The following is a 15803-nucleotide window of genomic DNA, read 5'->3' on the forward strand; positions in this document are numbered from 1 at the left end:
GAGAGAGAATGACATGTTTGAACAACACGCCAACGTGATTGATATCAACGAAACCAACCTGCATCAGGTACTGGAACAGTCCATGAGTGCGCCGGTGCTGTTCTATTTCTGGTCTGATCGCAGCACCCATTGCCAGCAACTGGGTCCGGTGCTGGACAAACTGGCAGCAGAATACGCCGGCCAGTTTATTCTGGCTAAAGTGGACTGCGACGCCGAGCAACGCGTGGCGGCGCAGTTCGGCCTGCGCGCCATCCCAACCGTGTATCTGTTCAAAGACGGTCAGCCGGTTGACGGTTTCCAGGGACCACAGCCCGAAGAAGTCATCCGTGACCTGCTGCAACGTGTGCTGCCGAAAGCCGAAGACCTGAAACTGGCACAGGCTCAGCAATTGATTCAGGAAAATCAGTTGAAAGAAGCCGCCGTATTACTGAAAGATGCGTGGCAACTGGATACTAAACGCAGCGATATCGCGCTGCTGCTGGCGGAAGTACAGATCCAACTCAACCGCAGTGATGACGCACAAGCGGTGTTGGATACCATTCCACTACAGGATCAGGATACCCGCTATCACGGGCTGGTAGCGCAAATCGAACTAATGAAACAGGCGGCGGATACACCGGAAATTCAGCAATTACAGCAGCAACTGGCCGCCTCGCCAGATAATCAGGAACTGGCGGTGCAGCTCAGCCTGCAACTGCATCAGGTAGGGCGTAACGAAGAAGCGCTGGAACTGCTGATGGGGATGTTGAAGAAGGACCTGACTGCTGCCGGCGGCAATGCCCGCAAAACGCTGATGGATATTATGGCCGCACTCGGTACCGGCGATGCCCTGGCGGCCCGTTACCGCCGTCAGCTGTATTCGCTGTTGTACTGATTCCTGAGCGTTAACGGCGGGGGCAACTGCCCCCGCACGCGCCATTTCCCGGCGACGACTTACAACGTCTCCAGCACGCTGATCCAGCCATGACCGCCATACACCGGCCAGCCATTGAGCCAGCGGCGCAGCATATTCATCGCCAGCATCGCCACCACATCCTGATGCGTCTTACGGCTATAACGTCTCACATTCACCTGAATCGTCTGGGCGAAAGTCCCTTCCGGGGTATGCAGTGCCAGCATCAGAACGCCATCATCAGAGCGGCCAACATACAGCGCTAATTCCGCCTGATGGCGCTGTGCCAGCGCCTGAGTTTCCCCGGCAGCGGCAGCCAACGCCAACACTCCGTTTTCCACCCGCAATTCGCCGCCGGATAACGGCACATCCGCTTCACGCAGTTGCCAGTTGAGCAAACCGGCGGTGAAGTCTTCAGCCACGGTCAGGCGCAGCCCACGCTCAGTGAGACGACGCGCCAGCTGGGCTGGAAGCCCTTGCGTACCTTCGAAAATCGTATTTTCGCCAGCGACATCACGCACCCTTTGCCACGCGGCTTCCATCTCCTCACGCCGTGTCGCCGGGCCGGTCAGTTTCAGTTCGATAATCGGTACGGAGGAGCGATACCCCAGTACGACTTCCGGCGGCAGCGGCAGGCTGTCGAGTTGGCTGGCAAGATCGCTTTCGGAGCGGCCAAACGTGGTCAGTCTCAGACACAGCGGCGGTTCGGTAATAACAAAACGTTGACGCAGTCGCGGCAGAATCTGTTGTTCCACCATCACCTTGAATTCAGACGGCACACCGGGGGTGAAAAACATCAGGCACGTGTTTAGTTGCATCACAAAACCGCAGGCAGTACCCACCGGGTTATCAACCAATTCAGCGCTGGCGGGCAATTGTGCCTGTTTGCGATTGCTGTCGGCCATGACCCGTCCACGCTCGGTGAAAAACGCTTCCATACGCGCAATCCATTCAGGATGCTCAACCAGTGTTTCTCCGGCTGCCGTGGCCGCTGCCAGCGAACTGAGATCATCGCTGGTTGGCCCCAGCCCGCCATTGACGATTAGCACATCGGCAATCTGGCTGCGCTCAGTCAGCGCCGTCACCAGTTCTTCCAGCTTATCGCCCACCGTCATGCGGCTGGTCATCGGCACACCTTGTGAAAACAGATAATCCGCCAGCCAGGCGGCATTGGTATCCACAATCTGCCCGTGCAGCACTTCATCACCGGTACATAACATCTCGACCCTAAGCATCCGCGGCACTCCTTATGATGGTTTCACACCACTGTAGAAACTCGACGCCATAAACACAATGGCGCTTTCTGCCTGACAGAAAGCGCCATCTGATAAAAAGGCAAAGGCGTGACTCAGCACGCCTTTTGTCTGCCAACCGATACGGGGAAATCAGAAATTCAGTCCAACACCAACGTAAGCCGTATCCGCTACCCGGTTGTCTTTGCCGGCTTCACCGGCAGCCATATTGATATAGCGATAACCAACATCCAGCGATAACGGACGGAATGGCTGCCAACGCACGCCACCACGGGCTTCCACATAGTGATCAACGTGGCTTGAAAACGCGTCCGGCGAGTAATAACCTTCGCCGTACAGGGACACGGAATTGGCCAACGGCACCTGTAGTCCGCCGCCCAGCGCAACGCCATAGCCATCGTCGAAATGGTTCTGGTTCAGATAAAGACCTTTGGCGCCCACACTGAGTGACGCGTTGCTCAACGCGAAGGTATAATCCACACCAGCGCTGTAAACGTTATTGTTGTGTTTGTCATCATGATTCCAACCCACATTGCCCGACACGCCAGGTATCCCCAAGCCGAAACCAGCGCCGACCCCCGTGTAGTCACGCCCAGCTTCTCCAGAAATACTAATGGCATGAGCGGAAACGGTCGCCAGCAACAGACTGCCCGCACAAGCAATAGCCCACTTTTTCATGTCTATAATCCTTAAAACAATACGTTAAACGCGCACAATACCGCGATGCCAACACGCATTTTACCCAAATATTCAGCAGTCAAAAGCGTAAATAACCGCAAGCGTAGTAAGATTTTGATGAAAAACAGAGACATCATTCTCTTTCAGATTAGCCGAAACGACAACCAGCCCGTACTGCGATAAACCATGTCGGCCCGTCATACCGTGCAACGTGGTTGCTGTTCAACCCAATTTTTCACCTGCTGGCGAGATATTTTAATTCCGCCGCTGTTCAGCTCAGCAGGTAGCAGATAACACGCCACCGGGCGCTGGAATCCAGCCAGTCGAGGTTGCCACCAGGCAATTAGCTGCGACAGCGGTAAGCCATTTTCTACCTCAACAACCGCCACCGGTCGCTGACCAAACTCCGGATCATCTATCGGCACCACACAAGCATAAGTCACATCCGGATGCTGTAGCAAAACGGCTTCCACATCTTCCGGTTGAATCCCCTCGCCGCCGCTGAAGAACTGATTATCCAGACGCCCCAGAATTTGCCACTCACGGCCATCCCACTGACCACGATCCCTGGTATGAAACCAGCCTTGTGCGTCAGTAAGCGGGATCAAGCGCCCATCACGCCAGTAACCTTCCGCCAGACAAGGGCCACGCAGCAGAATTTCTTCACCGTCCAGTTTTATCTCACGCCCCGCCAACGGCAGCCCAACCCCAGCATGAGCATCGGCACGCTTGGCACACACCGTGGAACCCAGTTCAGTCATACCATAACCGCACCAGCAACGAATACCCCGTGCTTCCGCTTGTTGTGTCAGCCCTGCCGGAATCGCCGCACCGCCCAGCAATACCGCCCGCAAGCTTACCGGCGCGTGACTCTGCGACAAAAGCCGCCAGAGTTGGGTGGGAACTAACGAAGCATGGGTACACACCCGCAAGGCAACATCCAATGGCTGATTTGGTCTGAGGACCAGCGACGCCCCGGCAACCAGCCAACGCCAGACGACTCCCTGCCCGGAGACATGAAACAGCGGCAGTGACAACAACCAGCGATCACCTGCGCTGAACGCCATCAATGCCGTCACACCTTCGGCGCTAACCAGATGAGCATCATAGGTATGCACAGCTGCTTTCGGCATTCCGCTGGAACCGGACGTCAACGTCATGGTCGCCAGTCGTTGCACGGCCCATGGCAATAACGGCACCGTATCAGCCGACGGCACTGGCTGGCTCAGTGGTCTGACACTCTGCGGCCAGCGATGCTCGCCAAGACACAAGCCATACTCGATATTCAGCGAGGGCAACAACGCATCCAGCAGCGTATCCGGCAGTTGAGGGTTAAGCGGCAACAAACGCGCGCCACACTGCAACAACGCCAGATAACAACACAGCATATCGGTACTGTTTTTACCACGCAGCGCTACCCCCATCCCTGGCTTCACCCCCTGGCGAACGAACCCGCTTGCCAATTGTTCAAGGTGAGTCGCCAGTTGCTGCCAGGTCCAGATTCCGCTGTCGTCTATCAGCGCCGGCGCCATCGGCTGGGCGGAAGCCCAATTCCGCCAAGGCCAGTCGGTCAGGATTGCCATACCTGCTCCAGTCCGTCCGCGGCTATCAACGGCAACGTACTGTCAGGCCAGGTACGCACCACCTGCGCCTGCATCAGATCCAACGTGTCCAGCCCCGGCAGTACGCCCGGCGTCAGCCAACGCGCCAGCCGCGCCAGTTGAGTCAACCCAAGGCTGGACTCGATGCTGGAACTGATTACCGCCGTCAGGCCGGCCTGATGCGCCTGCGCCACCAGTTGACGGCAACGGTTCAGACTGCCGGTCAGCGACGGTTTGATAATAATCGCCGCCACACCCGGCTCCGCTTCAACCCGAAATCCCGGCTCACGCACGCTTTCGTCCCAGGCGATGGCGATACCGGTAGCCTGGGCGAAATCACGCGACTCATCACGGGTTTTACACGGCTCTTCCAGAAAAGCGATGCGAGAGCGATAGTCTGGCGCCACATAACGGGCAAACCCGTCGGCTTTGGCGCGTGTCCAACTGCGATTGGCGTCCAGACGTAACTGTAGATTGGGCAGTGCTTCCAACAACAGATTCACGATCATGCCGTCACGCACCGCCTCGTACAGCCCGACTTTCACCTTCGCCAACGGTTCAGGCAGGTGTTGCAGCATGGCGAACAGCTCATCCGGATCGCCACTGCACAATGGCGCCTTGCGGTAGTCCGCCGCATCAGGCAGTTCGCCGGTGAGTTCCGCCAGTGCACAACTGAGGCCGAAATCAACCGAGGGCAACCCGCATTCATCCGGCACTGGCCCCATCAACCAGGTTTGCAACTGTGCCTGCGCGGCGCCGAGCGCCTCCGCCAGCGTTTCCACGCTGAACTGCGGCAGCGGCGCTATCTCTCCCCACCCCTCACGCTCACCATCACGCAGGCGAAGCAACAATCCATCGCGGGTTTTCAGGCGCTGATTACGCAATACAACCCCGGCGTCCATCGGCACGCTGTAACGATAGAGGATAGCCTCACGCATCAGGGGTTCCGCTTGAATTTGCTGAAGTCAGGCTGGCGTTTTTCATTAAAGGCATTGCGGCCCTCCTGCCCTTCTTCCGTCATGTAGAACAGCATGGTGGCGTTGCCTGCCAGCTCCTGCAACCCGGACTGACCATCACAGTCGGCATTCAACGCAGCTTTCAGGCAACGCAACGCCATCGGGCTGTTTTGCAACATTTCACGACACCAGCGCACCGTTTCGCGCTCCAGTTCCGCCAGCGGCACCACCGTGTTGACCAGGCCCATATCCAGCGCCTGTTGAGCGTCATACTGACGGCACAGGAACCAGATTTCACGGGCTTTTTTCTGCCCCACGATACGCGCCATGTAGGATGCGCCCCATCCGCCGTCAAAGGAGCCTACACGTGGCCCGGTCTGACCGAAAATGGCATTTTCCGCTGCGATGGTCAGATCGCACATCATATGCAACACATGACCGCCGCCAATCGAATACCCGGCGACCATCGCCACCACGGGTTTCGGACAGGTACGAATCTGGCGCTGAAAATCCAGTACGTTGAGGTGATGAACGCCACTGTCGTCTTTATAGCCGCCGTAATCGCCGCGTACTTTCTGGTCACCGCCGGAGCAAAACGCTTTTTCACCGGCACCGGTCAGGATAATTACGCCGATACCGTCGTCATGGCGGGCGTTATCCAACGCCTGAATCATCTCTTTTACCGTTTGCGGGCGGAACGCATTGCGCACCTGAGGACGATTGATAGTGATTTTGGCGATGCCATCGACCGACTTATGATAGAGGATATCGACAAAATCCCCGCTGCAATCGTGCCATTCTACCGGTGCGTAAAGCAGTTCTTCACTGGGATAAAGCATATTGAGTCTTCCTTTCGGGATGCGAAATAAACTGACGGACCCGTTCGGCATAACCTGACGGATTCGCCTGATGAGCGTTGTGCCCGGCGCCATCCACACTCAGCAACGGCAAACGATGCTGTGCGGCCAGCGCCTGGAATTTTGTGTCCTGACTGCCACAGAGGTAACCAAATGGAATCTGTAGCTGGTGTAATGCCTCAATCAGATAAGGCTGACGAGACAGAGATGTCGCTTCCAGCATATCGGCGATGGCAGGCCCGTGATTGCCGCTGCGCAATACCATCAACGACTCGCGCTGCGCGGGCGACAAGCGAGCAAAAACCGGCTGCCGATACCAGTCCGGTAGCACACTCTTCAGCGGTTCGTGACGAAAACGCCGCGCCCAGTCGGCATCATGCTGGCGTCGCGCCTCACGTTCTTCTGCCGACGCCAGCCCCGGATGTCCGCCTTCCACCAGCAACCCTTGCAAACCGGCAACGCTGCCCTGACAGGCGTGGTACATAGCAATGCGTCCACCCAGCGAATATCCCAGCAGCCAGTAATCCGTCACCGCATGTTGCGCCAGCAACGTGGCCAGTTGTCGGCTTACGTCAGCGAAATCAACTACCTGCAACGACCGGGACTCGCCGTGCCCCGGTAAATCCACCAGTAACAGCGGCCAGTCAGCCAAATACGGCAACATCGGTTGCCAGTCTTCGCCGCTGCCGAGCAGCCCATGAAGCACTACCAGCCAGGGTTTTCCCGGCTGTGGCTGCCCCAGACGACGGCAATGCATCACCACGATGGTACCTCAGCCAGTAGCTGTTGCAGTGTTTCAGCGCCCGCTTTAGGCGCCACCACGACTTCCAGTAGCGTCGTCCCCCCCAACCGCCACCCGGCGCTGACTGCGTCCTGAACCTCAGCCCATTGCTGCGCACGCGCATAACGCAGCCCAAACAACGCCGCCGCATGGCGAAAATCTACCTGCTGCGGCATACAGTAAAAGGCTTCACGCTGTACTTCCGGTGTCGGCAGTAACGAGAAAATCTGCCCACCATCGTTGTTTACCACCACCAGTACCAGCGGCGCAGGTGGTTGACGCAGTAACGCCAGCCCGTTGAGGTCATACAGCGCCGACAGGTCGCCGACAATAGCGAGCATTGGCCTGGCATTGGCGCGCTGTACGCCCGCCAACGTCGATAACAAGCCATCAATACCGCTGGCGCCACGGTTGGCATATACCGGATATCCAGCCGGCAGGCGAGCAAAGGCATCTACCAGCCTCACCGTCAGGCTATTGCCGACGAAAAACTGCCCTTCTGACGGTAGCAATTCGGTAACGCGATGCGCCAGTTGCGCCTCACCGAAGCCACCGGACAAGCGTGCAGCCACCTGCCGGACAACCCGTGCCGCACAGGACTCCACCTCCGGCGCCCAGGCCGGTTGGGCCACTGCCGGATGCGCCGCCAGCCAGTCGGTAATGTCGGCTACCAACCGGCGGCCACGATGCTGTGCAGGGTCAAGCCGCCCCGGCAAGCCGTCTACCAGCCAGTACTGTTCAGGTGCTGCCGTTGCCTGCCACTGCAACAGACGTTTACCCGTCAGGCTGGCGCCAAACTGAACGACTATCTCAGCCTGACGCAACGTTTTCGCCTGCGGATGCTGAAGCCACAAATCGGCACAGGCCAGCGGTTGACCGGTTTGCGATAACACATCGCCGATAAGCGGCCAGCCGAGCTGGCGCGCCCAGGCCGCGATTTTCTCCCCAGCCTGCAACGGCACCCGTCCGGCGATCACCACGCCACGTCGCTGCCGCCATTGCGGCCAGTCTGGCTGCATCAGCGCCATCGGCAACGCACGCTCATTCTGCAACCAAGGCTGCGGCTGACGCCACCAGTCACCCAGCGACTGTAACCAATCCTGAAACGCCGTTGGATCGTCTTCGCCATATAACGGCTCGGCGAACGGACAGTTGATATGCAATGCGCCGTGGCGCAATTCGCCCAATGCATGATCGAGCGCAGAAACCAGCCAGCGAGCCGGAATATCCGGGGTAGGACGCGGCAAATCCAGCGTTAGCGTCGGATGCGATGCAAACATACCGGGTTGCCGAATCGCCTGATTAGCACCACAGTCGATCAGTTCCGGCGGGCGATCCGCCGTCAGTATGACCAATCGCTCGCCGGTCAGCCCGGCTTCAATAATAGCGGGATAAAGATTGGCCGCCGCCGTGCCGGAAGTCACCACCACGGCCACGGCTTCGCCAGAGGCTTTGGCTAGCCCCAGCGCCAAATGACCGAGACCACGTTCGTCAAAATGGGTATGGCATACCAACGCAGGATGCGAAGCAGCCGCCAATGTCAACGGCGTAGAACGCGATCCCGGAGCAATGCAGACATGGCGCACGCCATGACGGCTGAGCGCCTCAAAAACTACCGTAGCCCAGCGACGGTTAAAAATATGTGTGGACATGATCGACTCAACAACTCCGGTTGCGGGTTGTGGCAATAATTATATTTTTTTTCATCCGGCCAACTTTGATATAAGCCAGTAACAGGCAATAAATCGCGCTATGAAATAGCCTCTTCCAGCAACGATTTCAGTCCAGCAGCTTTGTTTTCCAGTTCCTGCCATTCTTGTTCTGGATCAGATCCCGCCACAATTCCTGCACCGGCATACAGCGTCAGTTGCCTCTCCGCCACGCTGGCAGAGCGCAACGCCACACTAAATTCAGACTGTTGGCGAGACAGATATCCCGCCGAACCGGCGTACCAGCCACGATGAAACGGCTCATGCCGGGAAAGAAACTCCCGCGCTACAGCACGCGGCAAACCGGCTACCGCAGCGGTCGGCTGCAGTAAATGCAGACATTCGCTATCCACGCCGCTGCGCAAGGTTGCCTGAATCGTTCGCCGTAAATGCTGCACCTTGCGCAGGCGAACAATCTCCGGCGGCATCACATCCAGCGTCAATGCAGACTGATGCAAACGCTGGCAGATATCGTCCACCACCAGCATGTTTTCACACTGGTTCTTTACATCGTTCATCAGCCAGTTTGCCAGCTCAGCGGCTTTTTCGTCATTAGGGTCACTCGCCACTGTGCCGGCCAGCGCTTCCGTTTCCAGACGAGTATGCCGCCGCCGATAGAGCCGTTCGGGGCTGGAGCCGAGAAATGCCTGATACGGCGCGAACGCCAGCATAAAATGATAGCAGCGGTAATTAGCCGCACGACTGGCCGCCATCAAGGTAGTCGCTCGTAATGGCTGGTCAAGCGATAAAACCGTAGCTCGCGCTGGCACCACCTTTTCCATCCGCCCGGCGGCGATATCCGCCAGCGCCTGATGCAATAGCGTGATCCATTGCTGACGATCCGGACAATGGCGGGTGGCTTCAATACGGGTATGCAACGTCGGCAACGGTTGCAGCGGCAACAACTGGCTCAGAAAGTCCTGCGCATGACGAGCCTCATCGCGCAACGACATATCACTGAACAGATTGACCCTCAACCGCAGACGTTGTCCTTGCCGTAACAAGGCGATGCGTGGCAGAAACAGAAACGCGGCAGTATGCGCCTCTGACGGGCGCGGACGTTGTTCAAACGCATTCAGCCCCCACAGACGCACGCTGTCATCCACATCATCACGTTGCAAAAATGCCTCGGCGTGCGCGATATCCTCAAACACACGTACCTGACCACACACTACCGCCTCTTCGTCGTCCTGACGATGCTGCCAGTAAAACTGCGGATAGAGCGGCTGTGAGGCCAGCCACGCCAGCAACTGCGAGCTGTCCTGCAACGACATGGTCAGCGTAACTGCATGAAATCCTGCCTTCTCCGGCAAGGGTTCGTTGAGCGCCTGATGCATCTGGCGCAGCAGGTCAGAGAATTGCTGCACATTCACCCCGTCACCTAACTGAAAGTGGAGAATTATACGGGCCTATCCCTACAAAAAAAAAGTCATTAGCTTAGTTCCTACCACGTAATAACCTGCTTATACCCGTCATACTTCAAGTTGCAGGTGCGTTGGCTGCCCTCGCTCATCCCAGTCACTTACTTGAGTAAGCTCCTGGGGATTCACTCGGTTGCCGTCTTCCTGCAACTCGAATTATTTAGGATATATACCCGTCATACTTCAACGTTGCGGTGTGCTTTGGGCATACCTACCCGTCACGCCGGTGTTTGAGTCTTCCATCGTCTGCTACCTGCGGGCCTGACGCCTCACCATGGATACTATTGCCACAGGCGGTTGGTACACATTATCCACTTGCCTATGGCACTGGCAGCACAACAGCAGCAAGAAACCCTAAAATCATTTTTCAACCATTCTGCTTCAATACCGCAAAATGTTACAAAATAAAACATCGACTTTATCCATGTAAAACGCACGGTTATATTATCTTTTTATCTTTTCTATCTGCCGTCTTATAAAAAGTTTTTACCAGATATATCCAGCATAACCGAAGCTGCCAGTACGCCAGTTTTCCCCGCCACCCAAATCATTTACTGAATAGCCTACTGATAACTCGCCGCCCCATCACCGTATTGACTTAAAATTACAACGCTTTCAGGGTATAAAATATTTTGTCACGTTTTATTTTCTTATTTAGTGGAATAACACATCAGGTCAAATTCCCATTATTTGGAAACACGACCCAATCAGGTGGGAACTACGTGCTACTTAGCCAGATCTGAAGATAAAAAGCGCATGAAAAGCGAATACACTCGCATCTGGTAATATATCTTCACTAACGATAATCTCATCCTGGTTATATTTTCCGCCTCACCACCGCACAGAATGAAAAAGCCGATCAGCATAATGAGCATTAAGTGACAAAATTCTTACACCCGACAATTCTAGAATTATCTCGCTATCATCACATTCTTTACTCCGCTTTATTGTAAATTATCTTCATATTGCCGGGCTTGTCCCGGCATTTTTTATCTCCGCGCGGATTATGGAATCCTTCCCGCATTTTCTGCCGACGAAACATATCCCCTTTCGATAAAACGTCGTAGTTGTGGTAAAAATATCCCTCTGCCAGATTCAGCGACGATAGTTATTCAACAATGACAACCTTAATCCCCTCAGCACTAAGCCAGTCACAGCGACTGGATGACAAACCGGTACAATTTGCCACACGAGCGGTATTTTTCATCACCGGGACGGTAATATCGGCCTGGGCACCGCTGGTGCCTTACGCCAAGTCCCGTCTTGATATCAACGATGCATCGTTAGGCATGTTGCTGCTGATGATTGCTATCGGTTCGCTAACTGCAATGCCGCTGGCAGGCATTGTTAGTGCCCGTGTGGGATGCCGCCGGGTCATGCTGTCTGCGGCAGTTCCGCTGTTTATCCTGCTGCCGACGCTGACGCAGATCTCCACCCTGCCGGTCATGGCGGTATTGCTATTCCTGTTTGGCGCCGCCATTGGGTTGCTGGACGTCACCATGAATATTCAGGCGATGGTGGTCGAGAAAGCCAGTGAAAGGGCAATGATGTCCGGATTTCACAGCTTTTACAGCGTCGGGGGCATTGCTGGCGCAGGCGGCGTCAGCAGCCTGCTGTGGCTCGGTTGTCCACCATTGTGGGCGACAATCATCATGATGTTACTACTCGGTATGTTGCTGTTATGCGGCACCCATCGTCATTTGTTGCATGGTTCAGGTCATGCAGAACGGACTCCGCTATTTGTCCGACCACGCGGCGTGGCGATAACCATAGGTACGCTTTGCTTCGTTATGTTTCTGGCGGAAGGCGCAATACTGGACTGGAGTGCCCTGTTTCTTAGTGCCGAACGTGGACTTGATTCCCGACTGGCAGGCGTTGGTTATGCTGCATTTTCCATCGCCATGGCGCTGGGGCGACTCAATGGCGACCGGTTGACGCAAAAGCTGGGACGTTACGTTATGGCTGCCGGCGGCAGTTTATGCGCCTCACTGGGCCTGTTGCTGGCAATTGCACTGGATAATCCGATTACCGCGATAGCAGGATTTACTCTGGTCGGCCTCGGAATCTCCAATGTAGTGCCGATTCTGTTTTCTGCTGCAGGCCGCCAACAGGTCATGCCCGTCGGACTGGCGATTGCATCAGTAAGTACGCTCGGTTATACCGGTATTTTAACCGGCCCGGCACTGCTCGGTTTCATTGCCGAATGGAGCAGTCTCTGTGTGGCGCTGGCTGTTGTCGCAGTGCTATTACTCGCAGCCAGCCTCAACATCCGCCCTCTTACTCGTTTACCAGGAGCCTGATTTCATGCCTGCGGCTATCATGCGCTTTTTTCTGCTGTTTATCCTGTTACTGCTGCTGACGACCGGCACCTACAGCTATAACTACATCAACAGTTGGATGACGGAGAAAAAATCCACCGTGGCGGACATTGCAGAAGGAATGCAAAGACGCATTGATGCTTACCGCTTTTTTACTGATCAAATCTACAAAAATTTGCCCAGTGATCCGACACAGCACGATCCCCTCAACATCAATCTGATTACGCTAATGCCAAACGTATTTTACGTTGAGAAAAGCGGTCACAAAACAGATGCATTGATTTTCGGGCCATATGACAAAGCCACCGTTGACATAATGTACCGAATCTCACAATACCTGGACGTATTGTGGGGCGCGAAAACAGGTATTTATTCAATGTACTACCTCAATGGCCTGGACAATAGTCTGACTATGGTATCCACCCAGCCGTTGAAGGACATCTCGTCGCAACTTCGTGGCAGTTATCTTTCATCCATGGTGGAGTCGCGTAAAACCGAGATGCTGCAACAGGCCAATACACTGGATGAACGAGAAAGCTTTTCTCCGTTGCGAAAACTGCGTTTTTACAACGATTACTATTTTACCCTGCGCACGACGTTCAATCAGCCTGGTCATCTGGCTACGGTCATTGCTTTCGATCTGTCCATCAACGATCTGATTCCGCACACCATGTCGCGGGATAACTTCATGCTGCGCAAGCAAACGCCACCGATCAATGCCGACGTCAGCTCAGACAACGAGATTCCCACCGACATTCGCCGTGAAGGCACCCTGCTGGAAGTCACCGCCCAGTTAATGAACTCACCTATCAAGCTGGTCTATGCTATTCCTCTGAGTTGGCTCGTGGCCGACACGCTGCGCAACAATATCTGGGTAATTGCTCTCAACCTGGCGTTGCTGTTTATTTCACTATCGGGGCTTTATGTTTTACGGCGTTACTCTGCCCGTCCCAAAGATGACCAGTCCCATCACCTGCAAGAACAACAACGGATGTACAGTGAGATAGTCAGCCGCATCCCAATCGGGGTGCTGGTTTACGATTTCAGCAACAATAAAGTGATGGTGGCAAACACGCTGGCAGAAAGGCTATATCCACACCTTAGCCTGAAGAAAATCTCCACGCTTGCAGAAGAACACCACGGTGTTATTCAAGCCACAGTGGACAACGAAATGTACGAGGTACGCGTTTTCCACAGCCAACATACGCCGTCACTATGCCTGTTTCTACTACGCGAGCAGGATCAGGAAATATTGGTTACCAAAAAACTGCAACTGGCGCAGCAGGAATTCGATAAAAATGTCTCGGTTCGCAAGCGTCTGTTTCGCAACCTGAGCCAGGAGTTCAAGCAACCACTGTCTGCCGTGCACCAGTTGGCGCTGGCGCTACACAAAACCGACACTTCACCGGAACAGCAGAAAACGCTTCAGGCGCTGCTCGCCGAAACCAGCAGCGCCATCCGGTTGATGGAAAACATCGCCCTGCAGGCAAAGCTGGAAACAATGGAATGGCATCTGGTACATGACTCGTTTTCACCGTTGACACTGATAGACGATTTGATTTTAGAGCTACTGCCGCGTATCCAGCAAAAGGGACTTAAGCTGTTCAATCACTACAAACTCGACCCGCGCCAGACCTATTCAGGCGACAGCGAGTTACTCAAGAAAACCCTGTCGTTGCTGCTGGATTACTCCATCACCAATACCGACTACGGTAAAATCACCTTGTCCTTCGAGCCTTCAGCACATTCTACCGAGCAGTTGCTGATCCGCATCAGTGATACCGGCACGAATATCTCCGGCATGGAGCGGGATAATCTGATGCATCCGTTTGCCACTACGCCACAATCTGATCACTTCCGGCACAATTCCGGATTAACCCTATTCCTATGTAATCAACTCTGCAACAAACTGGGAGGTCAACTGCAAATCAATAGTCGGCCAGGGCTTGGAACCCAGTATGTACTGACATTGAAAATGCAGCCGGACCCACTACCTTCGGAAGAAGATGAGAAATTATTGGACGACATCACGTTGCTCCTGAACATCACCTCGGACGAGGTTCGTACCATCGTTAGCCGTATAGTAAGCAGTTGGGGTGCGGATGTGGTGGTATATGACGAGCGGCTGGTGAATCAGGATGCGGAAATAACCATTACCGACGACCCCAACAGAGTAACCAACGATACCTTGCTGGTAACCAGTGATGATACTCAGTTGGTGCCGCTGGGTCAGCGTCGTATGCGCACCAACTACAATATCAGCCAACTGCTGCAGGATGGCCTGCTAAAACTGATTGAACAACATTTGGAGATAAATCAGGACGATGCCCAATCTGAAGAACAGGACGACATTGGTTTCTATGTCCGCCAGTTACGCAACAGTGACTACTATTCCCTGTTTGTTGATACAGTACCGGAGGACATAAAGAGACTATATACTGAGGCCCAAAATGGCGACTTTTTGTCACTCGCGCAAACCGCACACCGCCTGAAGGGTGTCTTTGCTATGCTGAATCTTCACCCCGGCAAGCAGTTATGTGAAGCGCTGGAAAAGCTTATTACCACCCAGGATCGCGCTCAGATAGAACCCCAACTTCAACAGATTGAAGGGTTCGTCGTAGCATTGCTGCAGCCCGGTGGCCAACAATATGAGTAAAAAACAATGAGCAATCTAAATGTAATTATTGCAGACGATCATCCTATCGTTTTGTTTGGCATTAAAAAATCGCTGGAGCAAATCGAATGGGTTAACGTCGTGGGTGAATTCGAAGACTCGACAGCCCTGATTAATAATCTTCCCAAACTGGATGCTAATGTTCTGATCACTGATTTATCGATGCCAGGAGATAAATACGGTGACGGTATTACCTTGATCAAATATATCAAGCGTCACTTCCCTAATTTGTCGATCATTGTACTAACCATGAACAATAATCCGGCTATTCTCAGTGCCGTACTGGAACTGGATATCGAAGGGATTGTGTTAAAACAAGGTGCGCCAACCGACTTGCCCAAAGCGCTGGCTGCATTACAGAAAGGCAAGAAATTCACGCCGGAAAGCGTTAGTAAGGTTCTGGAAAAAATCAGCGCCAGCGGTTATGGCGATAAACGCCTTTCACCAAAGGAAAGCGAAGTGTTGCGCTTGTTCGCCGAAGGGTTCCTGGTCACCGAAATTGCCCGAAAACTCAACCGCAGCATAAAAACCATCAGCAGTCAGAAGAAATCAGCCATGACCAAACTCGGTGTGGACAACGATATTGCACTGTTAAACTATCTCTCCTCAGTCGGCGTATCGCCGTCAGACAAAGAGTAATTCTGTTGCCAGCGAACGGGGAAC

Annotated in this window: 12 protein-coding genes; 4 read left to right on the top strand and 8 right to left on the bottom strand. The window is 54.4% G+C overall.

Annotation, left to right across the window (positions count from 1 at the left end; translation table 11 throughout):
• Positions 1-13 precede the first annotated feature (13 nt).
• Positions 14-874, top strand: a complete 861-nt coding sequence (locus Dpoa2040_RS13875; RefSeq protein WP_042869390.1) for a co-chaperone YbbN — start codon at positions 14-16, stop codon at positions 872-874.
• A gap of 59 nt (positions 875-933) precedes the next feature.
• On the opposite strand, the gene Dpoa2040_RS13880 is transcribed toward Dpoa2040_RS13875, so the two are convergent.
• From Dpoa2040_RS13880 to menF, 8 genes are all read right to left on the bottom strand, one after another.
• A complete protein-coding gene (locus tag Dpoa2040_RS13880) occupies positions 934-2127 on the bottom strand; it encodes a nicotinamide mononucleotide deamidase-related protein YfaY (protein ID WP_168641638.1) in 1194 nt (397 codons plus the stop codon).
• 150 nt (positions 2128-2277) lie between these two features.
• Positions 2278-2823: a YfaZ family outer membrane protein gene (locus Dpoa2040_RS13885; protein ID WP_042869388.1), complete on the bottom strand. Its 546-nt coding sequence runs from the start codon at positions 2821-2823 to the stop codon at positions 2278-2280.
• Positions 2824-3020: 197 nt separating this feature from the next.
• Positions 3021-4406: an o-succinylbenzoate--CoA ligase gene (gene menE, locus Dpoa2040_RS13890; RefSeq protein ID WP_042869387.1), complete on the bottom strand. Its 1386-nt coding sequence runs from the start codon at positions 4404-4406 to the stop codon at positions 3021-3023.
• Positions 4394-5362, bottom strand: a complete 969-nt coding sequence (gene menC / locus Dpoa2040_RS13895) for an o-succinylbenzoate synthase (RefSeq protein WP_042869386.1) — start codon at positions 5360-5362, stop codon at positions 4394-4396. Before menC ends, menE begins: the two co-directional genes overlap by 13 nt.
• Positions 5362-6219, bottom strand: a complete 858-nt coding sequence (gene menB / locus Dpoa2040_RS13900) for a 1,4-dihydroxy-2-naphthoyl-CoA synthase (RefSeq protein WP_168641639.1) — start codon at positions 6217-6219, stop codon at positions 5362-5364. The genes menC and menB overlap by 1 nt, the downstream gene beginning before the upstream one ends.
• Complete coding sequence (gene menH / locus Dpoa2040_RS13905; protein ID WP_168641652.1) at positions 6203-6994, bottom strand: 2-succinyl-6-hydroxy-2,4-cyclohexadiene-1-carboxylate synthase; 792 nt, start codon at positions 6992-6994, stop codon at positions 6203-6205. The genes menB and menH overlap by 17 nt, the downstream gene beginning before the upstream one ends.
• Positions 6994-8670, bottom strand: a complete 1677-nt coding sequence (gene menD, locus Dpoa2040_RS13910) for a 2-succinyl-5-enolpyruvyl-6-hydroxy-3-cyclohexene-1-carboxylic-acid synthase (RefSeq protein ID WP_168641640.1) — start codon at positions 8668-8670, stop codon at positions 6994-6996. The genes menH and menD overlap by 1 nt, the downstream gene beginning before the upstream one ends.
• Positions 8671-8768: 98 nt before the next feature.
• Positions 8769-10100, bottom strand: coding sequence for an isochorismate synthase MenF (gene menF / locus Dpoa2040_RS13915; RefSeq protein WP_168641641.1), 1332 nt, complete (start codon positions 10098-10100; stop codon positions 8769-8771).
• A gap of 1166 nt (positions 10101-11266) precedes the next feature.
• Here menF and Dpoa2040_RS13920 point away from each other — a divergent pair.
• The 3 genes from Dpoa2040_RS13920 to rcsB are packed head-to-tail and all read left to right on the top strand — an operon-like array spanning position 11267 to position 15779.
• On the top strand, positions 11267-12448 hold the full coding sequence (locus Dpoa2040_RS13920; protein ID WP_168641642.1) for an MFS transporter: 1182 nt from the start codon (positions 11267-11269) through the stop codon (positions 12446-12448).
• Positions 12449-12452: 4 nt separating this feature from the next.
• Positions 12453-15122: a phosphotransferase RcsD gene (gene rcsD / locus Dpoa2040_RS13925; RefSeq protein WP_168641643.1), complete on the top strand. Its 2670-nt coding sequence runs from the start codon at positions 12453-12455 to the stop codon at positions 15120-15122.
• Positions 15123-15128: 6 nt separating this feature from the next.
• Complete coding sequence (rcsB, locus tag Dpoa2040_RS13930) at positions 15129-15779, top strand: response regulator transcription factor RcsB (protein WP_042869373.1); 651 nt, start codon at positions 15129-15131, stop codon at positions 15777-15779.
• Positions 15780-15803 lie beyond the last annotated feature (24 nt).

Source organism: Dickeya sp. CFBP 2040, from assembly GCF_012273755.1.
Lineage (GTDB): Bacteria > Pseudomonadota > Gammaproteobacteria > Enterobacterales > Enterobacteriaceae > Dickeya > Dickeya poaceiphila.

Bases quoted from the DNA above. Each gene is read 5' to 3' on its own strand.
- Dpoa2040_RS13885 (WP_042869388.1), bottom strand. From the start codon at position 2,823: ATGAAAAAGTGGGCTATTGCTTGTGCGGGCAGTCTGTTGCTGGCGACC.
- menH (WP_168641652.1), bottom strand. From the start codon at position 6,994: ATGCATTGCCGTCGTCTGGGGCAGCCACAGCCGGGAAAACCCTGGCTG.
- menC (WP_042869386.1), bottom strand. From the start codon at position 5,362: ATGCGTGAGGCTATCCTCTATCGTTACAGCGTGCCGATGGACGCCGGG.
- Dpoa2040_RS13875 (WP_042869390.1), top strand. From the start codon at position 14: ATGTTTGAACAACACGCCAACGTGATTGATATCAACGAAACCAACCTG.
- rcsB (WP_042869373.1), top strand. From the start codon at position 15,129: ATGAGCAATCTAAATGTAATTATTGCAGACGATCATCCTATCGTTTTG.
- menB (WP_168641639.1), bottom strand. From the start codon at position 6,219: ATGCTTTATCCCAGTGAAGAACTGCTTTACGCACCGGTAGAATGGCAC.
- rcsD (WP_168641643.1), top strand. From the start codon at position 12,453: ATGCCTGCGGCTATCATGCGCTTTTTTCTGCTGTTTATCCTGTTACTG.
- Dpoa2040_RS13880 (WP_168641638.1), bottom strand. From the start codon at position 2,127: ATGCTTAGGGTCGAGATGTTATGTACCGGTGATGAAGTGCTGCACGGG.
- menD (WP_168641640.1), bottom strand. From the start codon at position 8,670: ATGTCCACACATATTTTTAACCGTCGCTGGGCTACGGTAGTTTTTGAG.
- menE (WP_042869387.1), bottom strand. From the start codon at position 4,406: ATGGCAATCCTGACCGACTGGCCTTGGCGGAATTGGGCTTCCGCCCAG.
- Dpoa2040_RS13920 (WP_168641642.1), top strand. From the start codon at position 11,267: ATGACAACCTTAATCCCCTCAGCACTAAGCCAGTCACAGCGACTGGAT.